This is a genomic window from Glycomyces rhizosphaerae (assembly GCF_042647865.1).
In the GTDB taxonomy this organism is placed as follows: domain Bacteria; phylum Actinomycetota; class Actinomycetes; order Mycobacteriales; family Micromonosporaceae; genus Glycomyces; species Glycomyces rhizosphaerae.
The window spans coordinates 917,768-937,684 of sequence record NZ_JBHRWO010000010.1 but is presented as its reverse complement, the minus strand read 5'-3'; the positions used below and the strand labels follow the sequence as shown (position 1 = coordinate 937,684).

19 protein-coding genes are annotated in these 19,917 nt (G+C 69.5%); 8 read left to right on the top strand and 11 right to left on the bottom strand.

Going from position 1 to position 19,917, the window contains the following annotated elements; all coding sequences use genetic code 11:
• Positions 1–44 precede the first annotated feature (44 nt).
• On the bottom strand, positions 45–935 hold the full coding sequence (locus ACFO8M_RS14125; protein WP_387976266.1) for a UTP--glucose-1-phosphate uridylyltransferase: 891 nt from the start codon (positions 933–935) through the stop codon (positions 45–47).
• An 86-nt stretch (positions 936–1,021) separates the two neighbouring features.
• Positions 1,022–2,995: a diguanylate cyclase gene (locus ACFO8M_RS14120; RefSeq protein WP_387976264.1), complete on the bottom strand. Its 1,974-nt coding sequence runs from the start codon at positions 2,993–2,995 to the stop codon at positions 1,022–1,024.
• A gap of 158 nt (positions 2,996–3,153) precedes the next feature.
• On the opposite strand from ACFO8M_RS14120, the gene ACFO8M_RS14115 reads away from it, so the two are divergent.
• A complete protein-coding gene (locus tag ACFO8M_RS14115; RefSeq protein ID WP_387976261.1) occupies positions 3,154–3,756 on the top strand; it encodes a 5-formyltetrahydrofolate cyclo-ligase in 603 nt (200 codons plus the stop codon).
• A gap of 90 nt (positions 3,757–3,846) precedes the next feature.
• Positions 3,847–4,167: an FmdB family zinc ribbon protein gene (locus ACFO8M_RS14110; protein ID WP_387976258.1), complete on the top strand. Its 321-nt coding sequence runs from the start codon at positions 3,847–3,849 to the stop codon at positions 4,165–4,167.
• A gap of 61 nt (positions 4,168–4,228) precedes the next feature.
• Here the strand turns inward: ACFO8M_RS14110 and ACFO8M_RS14105 are convergent, their stop codons facing one another.
• The 5 genes from ACFO8M_RS14105 to ACFO8M_RS14085 all read right to left on the bottom strand — a co-directional run bounded on the left by ACFO8M_RS14105 (position 4,229) and on the right by ACFO8M_RS14085 (position 8,963).
• Positions 4,229–6,415, bottom strand: a complete 2,187-nt coding sequence (locus ACFO8M_RS14105; protein WP_387976255.1) for a transglycosylase domain-containing protein — start codon at positions 6,413–6,415, stop codon at positions 4,229–4,231.
• A 72-nt stretch (positions 6,416–6,487) separates the two neighbouring features.
• Positions 6,488–7,441, bottom strand: coding sequence for a complex I subunit 1/NuoH family protein (locus ACFO8M_RS14100; RefSeq protein WP_387976253.1), 954 nt, complete (start codon positions 7,439–7,441; stop codon positions 6,488–6,490).
• Positions 7,431–8,045 (bottom strand): NADH-quinone oxidoreductase subunit C, encoded by a 615-nt coding sequence (locus ACFO8M_RS14095; RefSeq protein ID WP_387976250.1) that lies wholly within the window; start codon positions 8,043–8,045, stop codon positions 7,431–7,433. Before ACFO8M_RS14095 ends, ACFO8M_RS14100 begins: the two co-directional genes overlap by 11 nt.
• Positions 8,038–8,604, bottom strand: a complete 567-nt coding sequence (locus tag ACFO8M_RS14090; RefSeq protein ID WP_387976248.1) for an NADH-quinone oxidoreductase subunit B — start codon at positions 8,602–8,604, stop codon at positions 8,038–8,040. Before ACFO8M_RS14090 ends, ACFO8M_RS14095 begins: the two co-directional genes overlap by 8 nt.
• A complete protein-coding gene (locus ACFO8M_RS14085) occupies positions 8,595–8,963 on the bottom strand; it encodes an NADH-quinone oxidoreductase subunit A (protein WP_387976245.1) in 369 nt (122 codons plus the stop codon). Before ACFO8M_RS14085 ends, ACFO8M_RS14090 begins: the two co-directional genes overlap by 10 nt.
• A gap of 215 nt (positions 8,964–9,178) precedes the next feature.
• Here ACFO8M_RS14085 and ACFO8M_RS14080 point away from each other — a divergent pair, with 215 nt between their 5' ends.
• From ACFO8M_RS14080 to ACFO8M_RS14065, 4 genes are all read left to right on the top strand, one after another.
• Positions 9,179–10,072, top strand: a complete 894-nt coding sequence (locus tag ACFO8M_RS14080; RefSeq protein WP_387976242.1) for an RNA polymerase sigma factor — start codon at positions 9,179–9,181, stop codon at positions 10,070–10,072.
• Positions 10,069–10,992, top strand: coding sequence for a hypothetical protein (locus ACFO8M_RS14075; protein WP_387976239.1), 924 nt, complete (start codon positions 10,069–10,071; stop codon positions 10,990–10,992). Before ACFO8M_RS14080 ends, ACFO8M_RS14075 begins: the two co-directional genes overlap by 4 nt.
• A 332-nt stretch (positions 10,993–11,324) precedes the next feature.
• Positions 11,325–13,178, top strand: a complete 1,854-nt coding sequence (locus tag ACFO8M_RS14070; protein ID WP_387976236.1) for a 2-oxoacid:acceptor oxidoreductase subunit alpha — start codon at positions 11,325–11,327, stop codon at positions 13,176–13,178.
• A complete protein-coding gene (locus ACFO8M_RS14065; protein WP_387976233.1) occupies positions 13,171–14,190 on the top strand; it encodes a 2-oxoacid:ferredoxin oxidoreductase subunit beta in 1,020 nt (339 codons plus the stop codon). The genes ACFO8M_RS14070 and ACFO8M_RS14065 overlap by 8 nt, the downstream gene beginning before the upstream one ends.
• 59 nt (positions 14,191–14,249) lie before the next feature.
• Here the strand turns inward: ACFO8M_RS14065 and ACFO8M_RS14060 are convergent, their stop codons facing one another.
• On the bottom strand, positions 14,250–15,449 hold the full coding sequence (locus ACFO8M_RS14060; RefSeq protein ID WP_387976230.1) for a hypothetical protein: 1,200 nt from the start codon (positions 15,447–15,449) through the stop codon (positions 14,250–14,252).
• A 79-nt stretch (positions 15,450–15,528) separates the two neighbouring features.
• Complete coding sequence (locus ACFO8M_RS14055; RefSeq protein WP_387976400.1) at positions 15,529–16,269, bottom strand: IclR family transcriptional regulator; 741 nt, start codon at positions 16,267–16,269, stop codon at positions 15,529–15,531.
• Between the two features lie 675 nt (positions 16,270–16,944).
• On the opposite strand from ACFO8M_RS14055, the gene ACFO8M_RS14050 reads away from it, so the two are divergent.
• Together ACFO8M_RS14050 and ACFO8M_RS14045 are read left to right on the top strand one after the other, a co-directional pair.
• On the top strand, positions 16,945–18,111 hold the full coding sequence (locus ACFO8M_RS14050) for an MFS transporter (RefSeq protein ID WP_387976227.1): 1,167 nt from the start codon (positions 16,945–16,947) through the stop codon (positions 18,109–18,111).
• A 77-nt stretch (positions 18,112–18,188) separates the two neighbouring features.
• On the top strand, positions 18,189–19,184 hold the full coding sequence (locus tag ACFO8M_RS14045; protein WP_387976224.1) for a polyprenyl synthetase family protein: 996 nt from the start codon (positions 18,189–18,191) through the stop codon (positions 19,182–19,184).
• Positions 19,185–19,381: 197 nt separating this feature from the next.
• Here ACFO8M_RS14045 and ACFO8M_RS14040 read toward each other — a convergent pair whose 3' ends face one another.
• Together ACFO8M_RS14040 and ACFO8M_RS14035 are read right to left on the bottom strand one after the other, a co-directional pair.
• The gene (locus tag ACFO8M_RS14040) at positions 19,382–19,630 is read right to left on the bottom strand and encodes a type II toxin-antitoxin system RelE family toxin (protein WP_387976222.1); all 249 of its coding nucleotides are present in this window, start codon (positions 19,628–19,630) and stop codon (positions 19,382–19,384) included.
• Positions 19,627–19,887 carry a type II toxin-antitoxin system Phd/YefM family antitoxin gene (locus tag ACFO8M_RS14035; RefSeq protein WP_387976220.1) on the bottom strand — a complete coding sequence of 87 codons (261 nt, stop codon included), beginning with the start codon at positions 19,885–19,887 and terminating at the stop codon, positions 19,627–19,629. Before ACFO8M_RS14035 ends, ACFO8M_RS14040 begins: the two co-directional genes overlap by 4 nt.
• Between the last annotated feature and the right edge of the window lie 30 nt (positions 19,888–19,917).

The window sequence follows — 19,917 nt, the reverse complement described above, 5'->3', positions numbered from 1 at the left end:
CCCGTCGGTCAAGTTCCTCTCAGCGCCGCCTTGCGGTCGCCGGGTCAGTCAAGTGTCGCACTGAATTCGCGCAGCCAGGCGTTGAAGCCGGGCAAGTCGTCCCGCTGGGTGGCGAGCTCGACCAGGGTCTGGAGGTACGCGACGGGTTCTCCCGTGTCGTAGCGGCGACCTCGGAAGACGACCGCGTGGACGGGGGTTCCGTTGGCGCGCATGGTTTCCATGGCGTCGGTGAGTTGGATCTCGCCGCCGCTTCCGGGCTCGGTCCGCTCCAGGACGGGGAAGATGGAGCCGGGGAGGACGTAGCGTCCGATGAGGATGAGGTTGGACGGCGCGTCTTCGAGGGCGGGCTTCTCGACGAGGCCGGTGACGCGGACGACGTCGTCGGCGTCGGTGGTTTCGACTGCGGCGACGCCGTATCGGCTCACCTGGTCGTCGGGGACCTCGATGAGCGCCAGGACGATGCCGCCGGTCTCGGACTGGAGGTCGATCATGCGCGGCAGGAGCTTGTCGTCGAGGTGGCACCATTCGTCGCCGAGGAGGACGGCGAAGGGCTCGTCGCCCACATGGGAGGCGGCGCGGCCGACGGCGTGGCCGAGGCCCTTGGCGCCGCCCTGGCGGATCGCGGTCATCTCGGCGATGGACTCGGGGGCCTTGACCTTCGCGAGCATCTCGTCCTTGCCCTTGGCCTTGAGGGCGTTGTCGAGGTCGGCGCGGGCGTCGAAGTAGTCGATCATGGCGTCTTTGCCTGGGGCGGTGACGAGGGTGACGTCATCGGCGCCGGCGGCGGCGGCCTCCTCCACGATGTACTGGAGGACCGGCTTGTCGACGATCGGCAGGAGTTCCTTGGGGATGGCCTTGGTGACCGGGAGGAAACGGGTGGCGAAGCCTGCCGCGGGGATGACGGCTTTTGTGGCGCGAGGCGAGGTTGCTGACATACCGCGAGGGTATCGTGCACACGCTGCGTCGGAGGTCAGCCACCCTGGCGAACGGAGGGTGAACGTTCATGTCGGGTGGTCCGGCTCTAGACCGCGACTCTCCATGTGTCGCGACCGGCGGCTTTGGCGGCGTAGAGGGCTTCGTCGGCGGCGGTGAGGACGCCGGAGGCGGTGTCGGAGTGCTCGCCGAGGACGGCGATGCCGATGGAGACGGTGATGCGGAGCTCGCGACCGCCGGAGGCGTCGTTGACCTTGAAGCGCTTCGCGTTGACGGCCCGGCCGAGGCGCTCGGCGACCGCGGAGGCGCCGCCCGCGTCGGTCTCGGGCAGCAGCACCATGAACTCCTCGCCGCCGTGGCGGAACGCGAGGTCGACCTCGCGGATCTGCCCGGTGATGCGGCGGGCGAGCTCGATGAGCACCTGGTCGCCGACGGGGTGGCCGTACGTGTCGTTGACGTCCTTGAAGCGGTCGAGGTCGATCGCGAGGAGCGCGGAGGGCCGCTGGTAGCGGCGGGCGCGTTCGGCCTCGCGGCGCAGGGAGGTCTGCATGAACCGGTAGTTCCACAGGCCGGTGAGCGGATCGGTGAGGCTCAGGCGTTCGGCGTGGCGGTGGAGGAGCACGTTCTCGACCGCGACGGTGGCCTGCCCGGCGAAGGTCTTCAGCGTGTCGACGTCGCCGCTTTCGAACTCGTCCCCGGCGATCCGGTTGTAGAGGACGAGGACGCCGAGGACCCCGGCGTCGGTGCGCGGCGCGCCGCCGAACTCGGACTCGTTGGCGGAGCGGCCGCGTTCGTGCTCGACGAGCGGGCGGCCCGCGAAGGGGACCGCGACGATCGTGTGGGCGTCCGGTTCGGTGGGGGCGCGGTGGTGGCCTTCGAAGCGGCCGTCGACGATGCGGCCGTTGGCGGGGACGCCTTTCGCGGCGATCGCGCCGATGATGCCCTCGCCGATGCGGATGCTCGCGGGCTGGTCGATGCCGAGGTCGCCTTCGCCGGCCCGCTCGCGGAGCTGGTCGGCGTCGTCCACGTCGACGAGCATGATGACGCCCGCCTCGGCTCCGGCGGTGACCATCGCGGTGTCGAGGATGACTTCGAGGATGCGGTCGAGGTCGAGGGTCGCGGTGAGGGTCTGGCCGAGGCGGCCGAGCTGGCCGCGCATCTGGTCGCGGGAGGCCGTGAGCGCCTGCACGTACGCCTGAGTCTGCGCGGTCATGCGGTTGAACGCGAGCGCGAGCTGGGCGACCTCGTCGCGGCCGTGGACGGGCACGCGCACGTTGAGGTCGCCTTCGGAGACGCGCTCGGCGGCGGCCGAGAGCTCGGCGAGGGGCCGCGTGGTCGAACGGGCGAGCCACGCGGCGAGCCCGACCGCGCACACGGCCGAGGCGGTGACCATCGCGGCGAGCGTCCAGTACATCGGGGTCACGTCGGTGGCGACGGTGCCGATGCTCAAAGGCAGGAAGGCGTCGGTGAAGTCCCAGCGACCGGCGTCGGCGCTGCCGACTTCGAGGAGGTCGGGGCGGGAGTCCTGGAGGATGATGTCGGCGTCGGCGACGCGGGCGAGGCGGCCGAGGAACTCGCGGTCGACCACGCGGAAGGCGCTGAAGACCGCGGTGGAGCCGTCGGCGTTCTGGACCTCGGCCTGGGCGCCGAGCGCCACGATCTCGCCCGAGCCTACGTTGGCGACGGTCTCGCCGCAGTCGACCCAGTTGCCCTCGGGGGCCTCCGCGCCGATGTCGGTGCCCGGATCGGTGCCGACCGAGGCGAGGCTGGAGAAGACGACGCCGTCGACCACGGCGCGGTCGACCAGGAGCTGCGCCATCTCGACCGCGTCGGACTGATCGCCGCTACGGTAGTTCAGGGCCACGGCCGCGGCCGAGGCCTGGATGCGCTCGCAGATGGTGCCGAGGGTCGAGTCGACCATCGTCACCGCGGAGTTCGCCAGCGCGTCGCCGCGGGAGTCCGCCAGGTGGGACATGACGGCAGCGACGAAGACGGCCCCCACCAATACCGGTCCCAGCACGACGACAAGGAACGCCGTGGTGAGCCGTGAGCGCAGCGACACTGAAGCCCCCTCAAGTTCACTGCTTAGAAGACTACCTAGAGCTACGGAACGGACACGACACGGCAGGGGCTTTATCGGAGGATTAACCGAAAGGGTGAGTGCGACAGGACGTTCAGGGGAATCCTTCCAGGTAGATACCACCATTGAAAGGAACTGGCATGCAAGAGGCGAAGGCGGCGGCGCGCCGACACCTGCTCGAGGCGCGGAAGGCGATGCCCGGCGAGCAGCGCGGGTACGCGGACCTGGCGACCTGGAAGGCCTTGCGGGACTTCCTGATCGAGGTCGTGGACGAGGGCGCCGTGGTCGCGGCGTACCGGCCTTTCGGCGCGGAACCGGGCGCGGCACTCGAACCCGAACTGCCCGAACGACTCGCGGTCGTCTACAAGGTCCTCGAACCGGTGCTCCTGCCGGACAAGGATCTCGCCTGGCGCGAGGTCGGAGGGCCTGGGGGCCAGGGAGAACCTGACGAGAACTCGGTCGGCGGCGACGGCCCCACGCCGGGCGGGGCGGTGCTCGGACCGGACGCGGTGGCGCATGTCGCGGCCGTGATCGTCCCGGGCCTCGCCGTCTCAAATGATGGGATTCGACTCGGGAGGGGCGGCGGTTCCTACGACCGGGCGCTGGCCCGGGTGGGCCCGGACGTGCCGGTGGTGGCGCTGCTGCGCGACGGCGAGTTCGGCATCGCGGTCCCGGCCGAGCCGCACGACCGGGCGGTGACGGGTGTGATCACCCCGGCGAAGGGGTTCACGTCGTTGAGATAGCCCACACTCCACAGGCGGATGGGATTAGCACTCCTCGGCGTTGACTGCTAATGTCGATCGGGATTTGTGTTGACTGCTGGAGGTTAGGCCGTGCCTGTCTACGAATACCGCTGCAAGGAGTGCGGGTACGAGTTCGACCGTCACCAGTCGTTCTCCGAAGCGCGTTTGACGGACTGCCCGAGCTGTGCGGCGAAGGGCGGCCTGCGCAAGGTCTTCGGGAACGTCGGCGTGACGTTCAAGGGCAGCGGGTTCTACCGCACCGACTCCCGGTCCACCGACTCCAGCTCGCTCAGCTCGAACGGCTCCAAGAACGGGTCGAAGAAGAGCGAGGGCAAGTCGGAGGCCAAGTCCGAGACCAAGGCCTCCTCGAGCGCCAAGTCCGACTCCGGCAGCGCCGCCAAGGCCGCCTGAGCGGGAGTCATCTGAACGTTCACCGGTGCCCGGTCGCAGCTAGCGACCGGGCACCGGTCTTTCACGTCGTGCCGTCGCCGCCGTCCGGGGTCTCGGACGACTCGCCGTCCCCGATTTCGGAGTCGGTTTCGGGGGGACTCTCGGACTCCTGGGCCGCCTCGGCGTCGATCTCGTCCTGCTGCCGGGCCGGTTCCTCGTCGGTCAGCGGGTCCTCCCCCTGGCTGACCATGCCTTGCTCTTCCAGCATGGCCTCTTCGAGCTCCTCTTGGTCCAGGCGGTACTCGTCGGAGCGGCCGTCCATCACCTGCCACCAGATCCGCTCGGCGATCGTGCCCTCGTGCGAGCTTCCGTCGCCCTCCTTCTTCTCGTCCCCGGCCCACACCGCGAGCGAGAGGCCCTCGGAGAAGCCGGTGTGCCAGGTCGAGGAGGCGTTCACGGCGACCTCGTAGTCGTCGTACTCAAAGCTGTTCAAGTAGAGCGGCAGCGCGGCCTCGCCGGCGATCCACGGCTCGAACTCCGTCTCGGCGGTCTCGGGCTCGGCGTCGTAGAGCTCGCCTTCGGGGCCGCTGACGGTCTCGACGAAGAAGGGCTCGGCGGTGGTGCCCTCGGCGGCGATCGCCGCATGCATCGAGGCGGCGTCGAGCGTGGTGATCGGGTAGGCGCCGATGCCGATGTCGGGGTGGAAGCCGATGGCCTCGGCGGGGTCGATCTCGGCGGCCACGCCGTGCTCGTCGAGGTCGTGCGGGTCCCACATCCGGTCGACGCCGAGCGCGGCGGCGGTCCGGGCGATGGCGTCGCCGCCGAGGCGCTCCGACATGTCGTAGACGGCCGTGTCGATCTTCCCGCCCACCGCGTCGGCGAGGCTGATGTCCTCATCGGGGTCGGCCCCGCCGATGTTCACCAGGTCCTTCGGTTCGCCCTTGTCGTCGACGTAGGTCGCGAACTGGCGGGGCGAGTTCCCGTCGAGTTCGGACGACCAGACGTCGATCCCGGCGTGCATGGCCGCCGCGAAGACGACGGTGTTGAACGAGGTCCCGGGCCGGTGGCCGACATCGGCGGCGAGGTCGAGCCCGGCGCCGTTCTCGCCCCCGTAGTAGGCGAGGACGCGGCCGGTGCCGGGTTCGACGGCGGTGAGGGAGGCGGCCGTGTCCTCGTCCGCCGCGGCGACCTCGCGGATGCCGCTCCGCTCGACGGCGAGCTCCTGGAGCTCGGGGTCGAGGGTGGTCACGATGTCGAAGCCGCCGCGCAGCACCTCGTCGGTGCCGATGCCGGCGTCGGCCAGCTCCTGGAGCACGAAGCCGTTGGTGATGAAGCCTTCCGGGCCGAGCCCTTCGGGGTCGTTCGTCGGGTCGAGGGTCTCCGGGAGCGCGGTGATCGCGTCGCGCTTGACCTGGTCGAGGCGGCCCGTGAGGACCATCTGGTTCAGCACGTAGTTCCAGCGCTCAGTCGCCTCCTCGACGCTGCCGCCGCTGCCGTAGGGGTCGCGCGGGTCGTAGGGGCCGTCAGGGGATTTGATCTGGGCGACAAGGAGCGCGGACTGGGAGGTGGAGAGGTCGGCGGCCGAGCGGCCGAAGAACTCCTGCGCGGCGGCCTCGACCCCGTACGCTCCGCGTCCGAAGTAGACGATGTTGAGGTAGTGGTTGAGGATCTGGTCCTTCGAGTACTCGTCCTCCATCTTCATCGCCATGGCCGCCTCGCGGGCCTTGCGGAGGTAGGAGCCGTCGCCGCGGATGTCGGCGACGAGGCCGACGTACTGCTGGGTCAGGGTGGAGGCGCCCTGCTGGTCGCCGCCTTTGACGTTGTTGACGAGGGCGCGGAGCACTCCCTTGGCGTCGACCCCGGGGTGCTCGTAGAAGTTGGCGTCCTCGGCCGCGACGATGGCGTTCTCGACGTCGTCGGCGATCTCGTCGAGGTCCACGGAGGTGCGCTGCTCGGCGGCGAGCTCGCCCATCACGGTCGTGCCGTCGCTGTAGTAGACCGTGGAGCCCTGGCTGAGGGCCGCGTCGAGCTCCTCGGGGAGGTCGACGGTGGCGTAGAAGACCGAGCCGACCACGAACGCGGTCGTCGCCAGGACTGCGATGACGAGCCCGAACGCGGCGATCGTGCGCTTCTTGCGGCGGTGCTTCGGCTTGGTCCGCCGGGGCCGCTTCGCCGGGGCCTCCGCGGCAGCGGGCCGTTTCAGGAAGGGCAGCAGGTTGATCGTGCGGCCGGGATCGTCGGTCTCGGCGGTGTCTCGACCTTGTTCCATGCTCAGGAATACGCGCGAAACTCGTCAAACGGTTGCGCCGTGATCAACTAATCCTTATGGGACAGATGTGACTCAGAGGGCCAGTGCGACGGCCGTGGTCAGGACGAGCTGAGCGAGCGCGACGGGGACGAGTCCTTTCCAGCACAGGGCTTGGATCTGGTCGACGCGCAGGCGAGGCCAGGCCACGCGGAGCCAGATGACGACGGCGGCGAGCGCGCCGGTCTTGAGGAGCGTCCACAGCCACCCGAGCGATTCGGGGCCCGGGCCCTTCCAGCCGCCGAGGAAGAGGACGGCGGTGAGGGCCGAGATGACGACGATGCCGACGTACTCGGCGAGCAGCAGCAGCGCGAAGCGCAGCCCGGCGTACTCGGTGAGGTAGCCGAAGACGAGCTCGGAGTCGGCGACGGGCGCGTCGAAGGGCGGGCGGCGGATCTCGGCGAGCCCGGCGGTGAAGAACACGAGCGCGGCCGGGGCCTGCCACAGGAGCCACCAGGGGTTCCAGGCCTCGACGATCGCGGGCAGGCTGAGCGTCCCGGCCGCCACGGCGACCGAGGCGGCGGCGAGCACGAGCGGGAGTTCGTAGGCCATGAGCTGCGCGGCCCCGCGCAGCGCGCCGACGAGCGTGTACTTGTTGGCCGAGGACCACCCGGCCATGAGGACCGCGAGCACGCCGACCCCGACGAGCGCGACGACGATGAACAGCCCCATGTCGAGGTTGGCGCCGACGAGGTCGCCGGGTCCGAGCGGGATGAACAGGATGACCAGGAGATACGGCAGCAGCGCGACGGCCGGCGCGAGTTTGAAGACCGGCTTGTCGGCGGCGTCGGGGACGAGGTCCTCCTTCTGCGCGAACTTGACGCCGTCGGCGATGAGCTGCGCCCAGCCGTGGAAGCCCCCGGCGTGCATCGGGCCGAGGCGGCCCTGCATGTGGGCCATGAGCTTGTGCTCGGTCTGGCCGACGACCAAGGGCAGCACCAGGAACGCGGCGAGCACGGCGGCGATCTTGACCGCTACCTCAAGAAGCATCGGGCCGCCTCAGGCGGGGATCGGGTGCTTCGGGTTCCATCCAGTCGTCAGGGGAGCCGGGCGGGCGCTTGGGGGCGCGCTTTCTCACGGTGCCATGGCCCTCACCTGGTTCTTTGGCGCCGGGCCAGGGCTTGACGACGCGGGAGGCGAGCACGAAGTCCTTGCGGAGCGGGTGGCCCTCGAACTCGGGGGCGAGCAGGAGCGGCTGGAGGTCGGGGTGGCCGGGGAAGTCGACGCCGAACATCTCGTGCGTCTCGCGCTCGTGCCAGTCGGCGCCGGGGTAGAGGTCGGTGACTGAGTCGACGGCGCCTTCGGTGAGGAGGGCGCGCAGGAGGACGCCGCGGCGTTCGGCGACGGACCAGAGGTGGGCGACGATCCGGAAGCGGGGGCCGGGAGCCGGGGCGTCCTCGCCTTCGGCTTCGGCTGGGCCCTCATCGACGGCGGAGAGCCAGTCGAAGAAGTCGCAGCCGAGGTCGTCGCGGCAGGCGCGCACGGCCGCGTGCCAGTCCTTGGGGTCGACGTCGGCGACCGAGCGCGGGCCGTCAGTACCGAGTTCGTCGACGCCGAGGGCGGTGCGGACGCGGTCGTCCCAGAAATCAGGCACCGGGCCTCCTCAAGAGCGGTCGCAGGCTCGGTTTGCGCTGTGCCGGTTCTTCGGCTCGCGAGCTTCGCCGAAGCGGCTCGGCGGCGATCTTCTTCTGGAGCTCGCCGATGCCGTACAGGAGCGCCTCGGGGCGGGGCGGGCAGCCGGGAATGTAGACGTCGACCGGGATGATCTGGTCCACCCCTTTGGTCACGCAGTACGAATCCCAATAGGGCCCGCCGGAATTGGAGCAGGCGCCGAAGGAGATCACGTACTTCGGCTCGGGCATCTGCTCGTAGAGCCGTTTGATCGCGGGGGCCATCTTGTCGGTCACGGTGCCCGAGACGACCATGAGGTCGGCCTGACGCGGCGAATGCGCGAAGGGGATCACGCCGAGGCGCATGAAGTCGTGGCGGCTCATCGAGGCGGCGATGAATTCGATCGCGCAGCAGGCGAGTCCGAAATTGAAGACCCACAGGGAATAGCGGCGGCCCCAATTCAGGACGTAGCGGATCGGCTCGCCGAGCACGTTCGGATCGGCATCCGAACGGCGAGAAGGGAACGGCAGTCTCACCGCCATCGCAGGACCCCTTTCCTCCAGGCGTACGCGAGTCCGAGGGCGAGGACGCCCACGAAGACGCCCATCTCGACCGCGGCGGCGGGGCCGAAGCCCCGGAACACGGCGGCCCACGGGAACAGGAACACCGCTTCGACCGCGAAGAGCACGAACAGGAACGCGTAGACGTAGTAGCGGATCTGGACCTGGGCCCAGTCCTTGCCGACCGGGTCCACACCGCACTCGTACGCCTTGCCCTTCTCGGCGGAGGGCGCGCTCGGCCGCAGGAGCGAATTGGCGGTCATCGCGGCGGCCACGAACGCGAACCCGGCGAGCAGCAGCACCCCGAACGTGAGGTAGTCGCCCAAGCGGGTGGAGTCCATATCCACACCTTAATGCCGCGCAGGCCCCGGCGATACCCGTGTGCGCGCCCGAATCGGCACGATTCCGAGCCGTTTTCGAGGAACTCCGGCGCACCGGGCGCAACCGCACGGCATTGACGGACGTGTTGTTGTACGAAGAGGATTCACGGCGACTGCGGCACGGCCCCCATCAGCGGCCGAGCGGCACTCGCGCGCGCTATGCACAGGTAACAGGAATGGGATCACCGCACATGACCGCCGCCGGCGCTTCGACGCTGCTCCGGGTCGACGACGAGTTCGCCTCGCTGCTGCTCGACCGGCCCGCGGACCTCGGCGACGCCTTCGGCGCCCCGGCCGGTCCGGCCGCCGAAAGGATTGTCGACATAGCGACCCCGCCTCGCATCTCCCCCTTCACTAAAGCGACAATGGTTGCCACCGGGCACGAACACGATGACCCGGACCTTGCCCTTGTCCCACCTACCTGCGCTGGAGCGGATGTGCGAACGGAGGCGGATTTCACCGACCTCTACGAGAAGCATTTCTCGGAGCTCGCGGCCCAGGTATGCGCCTACCTCGGCGACGCCACCGAAGCCCAGGATCTGGTCCAGGAGGCCTTCCTGCGCGCGTGGCAGCGCTGGGACAAGGTCGGCGGTTACGAGGAGCCGGTCGCGTGGGTGCGCCGCGTCGCGTGGAACCTCGCCACCAGCAGGCACCGCCGCAACCAGGTGGCGCGCAAGTTCCTCCAGAAGTCCTCCGCCCCTGAGCTCGCCCCGGCCGCGAGCCCCGACCACGTGGCGCTCGTCGCCGCGCTGAAGTCGGTCCCGGCCAAGCGGCGCCAGGCGCTCGTCATGCACTACATGGCGGACATGACGATCAGCGCGATCGCCGAGGCGACCGGTGCGAAAGAGGGCACCGTCAAGTCCTGGCTGCACCGCGGCCGCAAGGAACTGGCCGCGCTGCTCACCGATACCGCGGCCGACCCGAAGCCGGCCAAGGCGGTCAAGCAGTCCGTGGACGGCGACGCCGATCCCGACACCATGCCGATCCGCATCCGGCGCGCGATCCCGGGGGCCCAGCGGGGACCCCGGTCGGCGAGCCGCCGAGCTTCCGTGAAGGAGGACCGCTCATGACCGTCGACCCTGAGGACGACCAGGTCCGCGCGGCCTTCGCGAGCTTGAAGGCGGAGTCGTCGGCGCACTTCCCGCCGCCGCCGGTGAACGAGCTGATCATGCGCGGCCCGGCCGCGCTGCGCCGCCGCAGGCTCGTCTCGCTCGCCGCCATCGTCGGCGCGTGCACCGCCGTCACCGCGGGCGGTTTCGCCGTGGCCCAGACGCTCGGTCCGCTCGCGGGCGGGCCCGAATCGGCCGATGACGGCAACACCGCCGTGGCGACCTCGCCTTCCGACGAGACCCCGAGCTACGACATCGGCGACCCGGCCAGCCCGGAGTCGGACGAGCACGAGTCCCCGACCGACCAGGCCACGATCCCGGCCGAGACGACGCTGGTCATCACCGACCCCGGCGAGTACGGCGACGCCTGCACCGCAGGGTCGCTCGGCTTGAACGTCGAGGACTGGACCTTCGGCGACGAGACGCCGTGGTCGATCGTCTTCGACGCCGGATCGGGCGTCGGCCCGGTGCTCGGCGACGTGGACGGCGACGGCGCGGAGGATGTCGCGGCCGTGCTCGAATGCCGACCCGAAGGCGGCGACGTCTTCACCGTCGGCGTCTCCGCGTTCTCTTGGAACGAAGACGGCACCTCGCTCGAGCAGCTCGGTTGGGTCTGGGAGCCGCACACCCTCGGGTCCACCGTCGCGATCGCCTCGATCGAGGACGGCGTCGTCACGGTCGACGCCGCCGACGCGACCTACCCCGAGTACACCGGCGAGTTCCAGTACGTGTGGGACGCCGCGACCGACGCCTTCGCGAAGGTCGAGGACGACGCGACCACCGAGCCGGTGCCGGACGAGAGCCCGAGCAGCCCCACCCCGGACGAGACGCCGACGGCGGAGGAGTCCACCGAGACGACGCCCTCCAGCGGGTCCTTATAGGAGACCGGCCGGGTTCGGCGGCGGTGTCGGAAGCCCGACTCCGGCGTGTCGCGCCGGCCTTCGCGTCCACGATCCGAGACGGCGGAACGGCCCCGCTCCGGCTCTGACACAGCCGAAACAAGAGGTCCAGGTCACTGCGAGCGGCGAGTTGTCCCAGCATGTGAGCCAGATCGCGGTAAGTGGTGTCGCCTACATCGCGCCCGGGTCGCAGGGTTGGCACCGCGAGCCGGCGCCCGCGTAGCATCGCTATTAGCAGACTCGACGGAGCCCCGCTCCCCGATCCGAAACGCCGCAGACCCTGCGCGCCCCAGAACCCGCAAGAGGAGAACTAGGTGAATACCGTCCGGCAGCTCGACCGGGTCGTCATCCGCTTCGCAGGGGACTCCGGCGACGGGATGCAGCTCACTGGTGACCGCTTCACAGCGGAGACCGCCAAGCTCGGCAACGACCTGTCGACACTCCCGAACTACCCCGCCGAGATCCGGGCCCCCGCGGGCACCCTCCCCGGCGTGTCGAGTTTCCAGATCCACTTCGCGGACACGGACATCCTCACCCCGGGCGACCAGCCCGAGGTGCTCATCGCGATGAACCCGGCGGCGCTCAAGGCGAACCTCCGCGACCTCAAAGCGGGCGGCACCATCGTCGTCAACACCGACGAGTTCACCAAGCGGAACCTCACCAAGGTCGGCTACGACGCGAACCCGCTCGAAGACGGCTCGCTCGACGACTACCAGGTGCACGCCGTCGCCCTCGCGACCTTGACGATCGGCGCGCTCGCCGAGCACGAGGTCAGCAAGAAGGACGCCGAGCGCTCCAAGAACATGTTCGCGCTCGGGCTCGTCTCGTGGATGTACTCGCGTCCGACCGAGGCCACCGAGGACTTCCTGCGCGGCAAGTTCAAGGCCAAGCCGGCCATCGCCGAGGCGAACATCGCGGCGCTGCGCGCCGGATGGAACTACGGCGACACCACTGAGGCGTTCGCCGTGCGCTTCGAGATCCCGCCGGCGAAGCTCAACGCGGGCACCTACCGCAACATCACCGGCAACCAGGCCCTGGCCTGGGGCATCACCGCCGCCGGTGTGGCGTCGGGGCTCCCGGTGTTCCTGGGCGCGTACCCGATCACCCCGGCCAGCGACATCCTCCACGAACTCTCCAAGCACAAGCGCTTCGGCGTCACCACCGTGCAGGCCGAAGACGAGATCGCCGCCGTCGGTGCGGCCCTTGGCGCCTCATGGGGCGGGGCGCTCGGCGTCACCACCTCCTCGGGCCCGGGCATCGCGCTGAAGTCGGAGACCATCTCGCTCGCCGTCTCGCTGGAGCTGCCGCTCCTGGTGGTCGACGTGCAGCGCGCCGGTCCCTCGACGGGCCTGCCGACCAAGACCGAGCAGGCCGACCTCATGATGGCCATGTTCGGCCGCCACGGCGAGGCCCCCATCGCGATCCTCGCCCCGCAGTCCCCTTCGGACTGCTACGAGATCATGATCGAGGCCGCGCGCATCGCGCTCGCCTACCGGACCCCGGTCATGGTGCTGTCGGACGGGTACATCGCCAACGGCGCCGAGCCGTGGCGCCTGCCCGAGACCGCCGAGCTGCCCGACATCTCCGTCGAGTTCGCGACCGAGACGAACGGTGTGGACAAGGCGGGCGAGCCGACCTTCCTGCCGTACCTGCGCGACCCCGAGACGCTCGCGCGTCCGTGGGCCGTCCCCGGCACGCCCGGCCTCCAGCACCGCATCGGCGGCATCGAGAAGGCCGACAAGACCGGCGACATCTCCTACGACCCGGAGAACCACGACCACATGGTGCGCACCCGCGCGGCGAAGATCGCCGGGGTCGACGTGCCGGACCTGGAAGTGGACGACCCCAACGGCGCGAACGTGCTCGTCCTGGGCTGGGGCTCCACGTGGGGCCCGATCGGCGCCGCGGTGCGCGGCCTGCGCGACAAGGGCGTTCCGATCGCCCGCGCGCACCTGCGCTACCTCAACCCGATGCCGAAGAACACCGCCGAGATCATCGCGCGCTACGACAAGGTCGTGGTGCCCGAGATGAACCTGGGTCAGCTCGCGCTCCTGCTGCGCGGCAACTTCCCCGGCACCGACGTGGTCGGCTACAACAAGGTGCGCGGCCTGCCGTTCACCTCCAACGAACTGCAGGACGCCCTCGAGGAGGTCATCAAGAATGGCTGACGTGCAGCTTGACGCCCCGAAGCTGAAGGCCAAGGACTTCAAGTCGAGCCAGGAGGTGCGCTGGTGCCCCGGGTGCGGCGACTACGCCATCCTGGCGGCGGTCCAGTCGTTCCTGCCCGAGCTGGGACTCGAGCGCGAGAAGATCGCGTTCATCTCCGGCATCGGCTGCTCCTCGCGGTTCCCGTACTACCTCAACACGTACGGCCTCCACTCGATCCACGGCCGCGCCCCGGCCATCGCCACGGGCCTGGCGGTCTCCCGCCCGGACCTGTCGGTGTGGGTCGTCACCGGCGACGGCGACGCGCTGTCGATCGGCGGCAACCACCTCATCCACGCGCTGCGCCGCAACGTGAACCTGAAGATCCTGCTGTTCAACAACCGGATCTACGGGCTCACCAAGGGCCAGTACTCCCCCACCTCCGGGCCGGGCACGCTCACCAAGTCGAGCCCGATGGGCTCGGTCGACGCGCCGTTCAACCCGCTGTCGCTGGCGCTGGGTTCGGAGGCCACGTTCGTGGCCCGCACCCTCGACTCCGACCGGGCGCACCTGCAGGACGTCCTGCGGGCCGCGGCCGAGCACGAGGGCTCCGCGTTCGTCGAGATCTACCAGAACTGCCCGATCTTCAACGACGGCGCGTTCGAGGTCCTGAAGAACCCGGAGACCCGCGACGAGTCGATCATCCGGCTCCAGGACGGCGAGCCGATCCGCTTCGGCGACAAGGTCGTCGTGCAGTCCGGTTACGGGCTCCAGGTCAAGGACGCCGCGGAGGTCGACGAGGCCGACGTGGTGGTCCACAAGGCCGATGTGGACGACCCGGCTTACGCGTTCGCGCTGTCGCGGCTGTCGGGCATCGCGCTCGACCACACCCCGATCGGCGTGTTCCGCAACGTCAAGCGGCCCACGTACGACGCGGACGTGCGCACCCAGGTCGACGAGGCCGCCACCGGCGTCGACCGCAAGGAGGCCCTCGACCGGCTCCTGCACTCGGGCGACACCTGGACCGTGCTCTAGGAAAACGTGTGAACGCGGGCCGGACGCTTCGGGGTCCGGCCCGCTTCCTCTTGCACGCCTTAGCTTTCGAGCTCTTCCTGGGCCTTGGTCAGGATCGCGCGAACCTCTTCCTGCCAGGCGTAGGTCTCAACCTCGATCGACACGTAGAACGCCTCCCGGGAGTCGCCCCACGCCTGCTCCGCGGTCTCGCGGTAGCCGGTCTCATCGCCGCATTCGGCGAGGTCCACGGCCAACGCGATCTCGAAGGCCTTCTTGCCTTCGTGGTCGGTGGGGGCGTCATCGGGCAGGTCCGGGTGGTCGCCCACCACGGAGCCCTCGCCGTTGTACAGCTCGTAGAGGTAATCGCCGATGGGTAGAGAGCCCTCTTCGTCGAACTCCCAGTTGTGCCGGTCGTGCTCGGCGAGACACTCGACCAGTTCGACCTGGACCGGGGCGATCGCCTCGTCGTACATGGTCTGGGAGTCCTCCGCGTTCGCGAAGTCGTCCATGGGGTTCACCGGCCGGTACTCCCAGTACGCGCTGCGGCCCTTGTTGCCTTCCGGATCCTCGACCCGTCGCAGGTCACCGTAGAGCGCGTCGATCATCTCGCGCATGCAGCCGCCCGGTTCGGGCTGCTCGTAGGCGAACTCGTCGCCGGTGTAGACCTCGTCCTCGCTCTCGTCGGCCGCTTCCCGCGCCTCGCCGATGAGATAGCCGTACTCGTCCAGTGCGGCCGCCTCGCCGATGTAGGCCACGTAGTAGTCGTACTGGCCCTGGGGGTCGAGCGCCTCGAACGCGCTGTTGTCGGGCCCGACCGGACGCCCCTCGAGCGCCATTTCGTCCTCTAGCGAGTCGGCGAACTCGTGGCCCTTGTACGCCGAGTACTCCTCGACCTCATCGGGGTCCGCGCCTTCGGCGTGCGCCCACAACCCGAGACCGTACTTAGAGGCCTCCTCGACCGTGGGCAGCCAGTTCCCCCAGTCGTCAGCCTCGTACAGGGACTCCTGCGGCTCGGGCTCGTGGACCCAGAAGAGCATCTGGTCGTGGACCGTGAAGTCGTCGTCCTCCAGGCACGCCTGGACGATCCGCGCCTCCGCCGACTCCAGTTCGAACAGCAGCCGACTGCTCTCGTTGACCATGTCGACCAGCCGCGTCTCCTCGAACACCTCGCCCGAGTCCTCGGCGGCGTCGCCGTCCTTCGCGTCGTCAGTGCAGGCGGCCGTGGCCGCCAGGGCCAGCGCGGCCGCGAGGGCGGCTGCGGCCCGGGTCTTGCGTTGCATCGATCCGCGTTCCTCTCAATGAAGTCGAAGCGCCTTCGACTCCCTGAGTACGCGTCCCTTCCGCTGCGGGGTTGCCCGGTCAGAGGAGGGGTTCGAGTTCGGCGGCGGCGTCGCGCAGGCGCTGCGTGAGCAGCGGCCAGGAGGTGCGGATCTCCTCGAGCGGGAGCGCGACGGCGAAGACGATCCGCTCGCCGGGCACGTCGCCTTCGCGCACGACGACTCCGGCGCAGCCGACGCCTTCGCGGAACTGGCCCATCTCGGCGTAGACCCCGGATTCGCCGTAGACGGCGAGGTCGTATTCGAGGGCGTCTGGTTCGATGAGGGTGCGGCGGGTGAACGGCCGCATCCCGGCGGACTTGAGGAACCGGGCCCGGTCGTGCGGTTGCAGGGTCGCGAGGAGGGCCTTGCCGAGCGCGGTGGCGTGGGCGCCGTCGTCGAAGCCGACGATGAGGTCCTCCACGTGCGGGCTGCGGTTGCCTTCGATGACGTCGGTGACGGCCGGTCGGCCTTCGACGAAGCGCGCGATGAACGTCGAGTACCCGGTCTCGTTCGACATGCGGCGCATGAACTCGCCGCAGGTGCTCGGCCCGGCCATGGCGCGGGTGAGCTCGGAGTAGCGGTCGGAGACCTCGAGGCCGAGCGTGTAGCGGCCGTTCTCGTCGCGGCGCAGGTAGTGCTCGTAGACGAGTGTGCGCAGCAGGTTGTAGGCGGTGGCGCGGTTGAGGCCGCATTCGAAGGCGATGCGCGGGGCCGTGACGCCGGTGGCGTGCCGGCCGACCAGCTCCATGATGCGCAGTGCCCTCTGGACGCTCTGGATCATCTTGGTCGGCTCGCCTTGCGCGATCGGGAAGGCGCCGGCCGCTGCGGTGTCCTTGGCGGGCTTGTGGTCCGGCGGCGTGGGCCGGCTCCGCTTCGCCCGCGTTCGGGGCGCGCCCTTGTAGTTCGGGACGCCGCCTCGTGGCTCGTCCCCTGGTCGCCGCTGCTCCACCATGCCGCCGCTCCAATTTGCACCAGTTGATCCAACGTGGGCCACCGGGTACGGCGCCGGCTGGATCGGCCGTGATCTAACTATATAAACAACAGCCGGTTGCGTCACGGTCGCATACGGGGCAGTATCTATCTGTCAGCACCGTTCGTGGTCCGGCTCCGGCCGGTCGCGGACAAACCGCGGCGGCGGCGTCGAGTCCCCACCAAACTTCCTCGCCTCCGCCGCGGACATTCGAATAACCGAAACGCGGCGGCTCCCTCCCACCAGGGCCGCCGCGTTTCGTTCGCCCCCGTTTCGTGCTGCGAGCGAAGACGATGCGGCGGTTCCGGGCGGAACCGCGAGTCGAGCGGGACCACTGGCGCCCCGCACGTGCTGTCGTACAAGCGCAACAGTCGCACACGCTGTGTGTCCGCGTCAAGACACATCACCCGATGGGGGATGCACGATCTGAGTCCCCCTATGTGAGAACGAATCTGGTTATCAGATATGCGGGGTACGGTTGCCGTCGTGTCCACCATCGCGCCCTCCCGCCCGCGGACCTCCACGACGGTCACCGCCGCCATGACCGTCCAGGTCGCCGCCGTCCTCCCGCTGTTCCTCTTCGGCGGGCTCGCCGTGCAGATCACCGGCGAACTCGGCATGGGCGTCACCGCGATCGGCTGGATCTCCGGCATCTACTTCGCCGTCTCCGCGCTCACCACCGTGCCCTCTGGACGGCTCGTCGACCGGTTCGGGGCACTGGTGACGGCCAGGATCGCCATCGCGATGTCGGCCGCGGGCCTGCTCGGGATCGCGTTCATCGCCCACGACCCGCTCGTGCTCACGGCGTTCATGGTGCTGTGCGCGCCCGCGAACGGGCTCGGTCAGCTCGCCTCGAACACGGTCCTCAGCGAATGGGCGCCGCAGGGCCGCCGCAGCCTCCTGTTCGGCGCCAAGCAGGCCTCGGTGCCGCTGTGCACCATGCTCGGCGGGCTCAGCGTCCCCGTCGTCGCGCTCACCCTCGGGTGGCGGTGGGCGTTCGTCATCGGGGCCGGCCTCGTGCTGCTCGCGTTGATCCCCCTCGCCGGGCTCGGCCGGCCAGCGGTGCGGGAGAAGAACAAGTCCGCGCGGTCCTTCGACCTCCAGCTGCTGCTGTTCGCCGTCGCGACCTTCCTCGGCTCGCTCGCGGCGACCCCGATCGGCTCGTTCGCGACCACGTACACGGTGGACATCGGCGGGTCGGAGCGCTACGCGGGCCTGGTCCTGATGGTCGGCGGCATCGCCGGCGTCATCGGCCGCACCGGTTTCGGGGCGCTCGCAGACTTCCGCAAGGGCGGCGAGTTCACGATCATCGCGCTCATGCTCACGACCGGCGCGGCCGGGCTCGCGACGTACCTGTTCGAGCTGCCTTGGCTGCTGCCGTTCGGCACCGCGGCCGCGTACGGTCTCGGCTGGGCCTGGCCGGGCCTGATGAACCACGCGGTCGTCAGCCGGTACGCGGACGCCCCGGCGCTGGCGACGTCGGTGACGCAGACGGGGATCTTCCTCGGCGGCGCGGTCGGCCCGATCTGCTTCGGACTTCTCGTGGAGCACTCCGGTTGGGGTACCGGATGGACCGCGGCGGTCGCCTCGATGGCAGCGTCCGCCCTGTTCATCGTCGCGGGCAGCATGGTCGGCAAACGACTCCCGCATTGACGTTCCTCGTTGCGGCGCGCGCGACTCCCGGATCCCGTGCCGAACGGTCCGGGGCGCTTACGCGATAGGGTGTGCCTGTGGTGACCACCCGACGCGCCCAGACCGCGATGACCTTCTCCGACGAGGCCTTCGCCGAGGAGATCCGAGCTTCCCTCGACCTCGTCGAAGAGCGCCTGCTCAAAGCCGTCGACACTGACCAGCCGCTGCTGCGCCAGTCCGGGTCCCACCTCATCCGCGCAGGCGGGAAGCGCTTCCGCCCCATGCTCACCCTCGCGTGCGCGCACCTGGGCGACCCGGCCCGGCCGGGCATCCTCGACGCCGCGGTCGCGCTGGAGCTCACGCACCTGGCGACGCTGTACCACGACGACGTCATGGACGAGGCCGCCGTGCGCCGCGGCGCCCCGAGCGCGAACGCCCGCTGGGACAACTCGGTGGCCATCCTCACCGGCGACTACCTGTTCAGCCAGGCCGCCCAGATGATGGCCGACCTCGGCATCGAGGCCGTGCGCATCCAGGCCTCGACGTTCGCGCGGCTCGTGCGCGGCCAGATCAACGAGACCATGCCGCAGCCCGAGGGCATCGACGCGGTCGAATGGCACCTGGAGATCCTCTCCGAGAAGACCGGCTCGCTCATCGCGACCTGCGCGAAGTTCGGCGCCTGGTTCGCTGGCGCCGCCGAGGAGACCATCGCGATCGCCGAGGAGTTCGGCGAGGTCATCGGGGTGGCGTTCCAGATCACCGACGACATCATCGACATCGCCTCGGACTCTTCGGGCAAGACCCCCGGGACGGACCTCCTCGAAGGGGTCCCGACCCTCCCGGTCATCTACGCCCTCGCGGACGACGACCCGGCCGAAGCGCGCCTGCGCGAACTCGTCGCCGGCCCCGTCCCGGAGGAAGACCTGCCGGAGGCGCTGGAACTCCTGCGCGCCTCGAAGGCCCTGGAGCAGGCCAAGGCCACGCTGCTGCAGTACCAGGAACGCGCCCGGGGCCTCGCCAAGTCCCTCCCCGAAGGCCCGGCCCAGAAGGCCCTGGTCGACATCTGCGACTACATGATCGAACGCGACGCCTAACTCGGCGGATGCAGCCCGCTCCCACGGGTCGTCGTCGCCGAGACGGTTCGCTCCGAACAATGCGTCCGCTTCAGCCCGCATCTCCGCGTAGTCGATATGCGGCAATCGCTGAGCGCGCCTTACGAGCTCCTCCGATGTGCGCTCGCGAGCCGCTCTCCTTCCATTCAGGGACCCGTTCTCACCAGCGGGCTCACGAGTCATTCGGTCCGCCCTACGTTCTCGATGCCGATGACGCTCAGCACCTCGTCGATCCGGTAGAGCACTCGCCACGCGCCCACGCGGGCACGCCGGTAATCCGGCCCCCAGGCGACCGAACCTGCCGGCCGCGGGTTCTCCTCCAGCAGGTCCAGGAACGCCAAGAGTTCTTCGAGCTCACCGTGATGGGTTGCCATGAACCGTGAGACCTGCGCGACGACGACCGGTTCCCACTGGACGACATAGCTCACTGCGCGGCGGCCTTCGCCGCAGCATCCCGCAGAAGCCGTTTGGCTTCCTCGTGCTGAATCGGCTGCACGCCTTGGGCTCGGGAGATCTGGTTGCGAAGGGCGGCAATCGTGTCCTCCATGTCCTCCCAGTCGCTGAAATTCACCACCATGGCGATGGGGCGATCGTGGTCGGTGATGACGATCTGCTCATGCGCGGCGGCACGGCGAACGATGTCGCCGAGTTTCGGCCGCGCCTCGGTAATAGTGTAAGTCGTCATGCATTTAGATTAACATGACATGCATGTCTG